Raw genomic sequence first — 1,421 nt, 5'->3', positions numbered from 1 at the left:
TAATGCTTGTCAGTTAAGATCTTAATGGAGGCCGCAACGGATAACGTTGCGGCTTCTTTTTTACCGCCCTTGGGTAATGCCGCACTCTTCTTTCCGGCAGCACCAGCCCTGGCGCCATCGCCATTACCTCTTCCATTATCCGCGGTATTTTTCCCGGTGAGATGCCCGGTAGCAGGCTCAGATGACTTCTCAGATACAGTGCGGACTGCTTAAAACTCATCTGATAAGGTTCCACGCCTTTCAGGCTGTACGCCATCTGCGCCATCATGAACCTCAGAAGGTTATAGGCCAGGACCACGCCCCACAGCTCCTGACGCACAAGTTCTGGCTTTTTGCTTCTCAGCGTCAGCTCATTATTCAGCAGGTGTTGTTTCATCTCGCGGAACCCATGCTCTATTTCCCAGCGATGGCCGTATAAATCCACGACATCTGCTTTGGGATACCTCAGGGGATCGCACATGGATGTCAGGATTTGAACCGTTTTTCCGTTGAGTTCTTTGCTGATAAGCCTTGCCGTCAGCGTGTCCGCAGCTCCCTGCCATTTTTTCTTCGCCTGCGGCGACAGCTGTAATTCCACCAACGCCTGCCCGGCCCCTAAGCTACGGACTATACGGTACTGTGCTCCTTTGCGCAGCGGCAGCATCCAGTGTCTTTCCGTTCCCGCTGACTGCCAGGCGTGCAGCAGACCCAGCGCGTAAAAACCTTTATCAAAGAGGGTCAGAGAGTGGTCGGGGGTCTGTGGGATAAGCTGAGCGGCAAGATCGGCTTCGCCGGCAGCTGAGACGCTGTCGAACGCTGCTGCTGACAGCAGGTGACTGGTGACTTCCATCTGACAGACCATTCGCACCTGCGGCCACTCAGAGCACTTATTAATATTGGCCGTTCGCCCGAAGGCGGCATCATTCTCTGGTGTGTCAGGGGTACGCCATACGGTGCCATCCACCGCCATCAGAGTCAGTCCGTTCCAGTGCGACAGCGGTGTCTTTTCAAACCACAGGCGCTGCGTTTTCTCAAACATTAACCGGATAACATCTTCTCCAAATCGCTGCCGGGCCTGCACAACCGCGCTGGGCGCAACAAAGGGCCTTTTCCCCGGCAGAAGGATATCCAGGTGTGAGACGAGCTGAGTCATCGAATGGGAGCGAAAAAGTGCCATGCCCGTCACTGCCCAGACCATCATTTCCATCGACAACCTGCGCTTACGTAACGTGACTGTCCCGGTATCCGCGAGACACTCGTCAATAAGTTCAGGAGAAAGGAGATCAGAAAGCGTCGAGAACTCCTGAGGAGTAAAGTTATGAACAATATCGAGAGCCTGACTGAGAAGCATAAAAAAATCCGTAATCCCTGAGAGATTACGGATTCTTGCAGAACTGTTGGATCGTTCAACCGATCATTTTTGTCTTAACTGATCGGCATTA

The 1,421-nt window shown here is 53.1% G+C and carries 1 protein-coding gene; it reads right to left on the bottom strand.

Annotated features, from left to right (window positions below; all coding sequences use genetic code 11):
- Window positions 1-13: 13 nt before the first annotated feature.
- Entirely contained in the window at window positions 14-1,330 is a 1,317-nt protein-coding gene (locus VI01_RS23895; protein ID WP_038646406.1) for an IS4 family transposase, read from the bottom strand.
- Between the last annotated feature and the right edge of the window lie 91 nt (window positions 1,331-1,421).

Origin of the sequence: Pantoea sp. SM3 (genome assembly GCF_000963995.1) — a bacterium.
GTDB classification, from domain to species: domain Bacteria; phylum Pseudomonadota; class Gammaproteobacteria; order Enterobacterales; family Enterobacteriaceae; genus Pantoea; species Pantoea rwandensis_B.
Note: the sequence above shows the minus strand (reverse complement) of the source record. Positions and strands in the feature narration are given on the sequence as shown.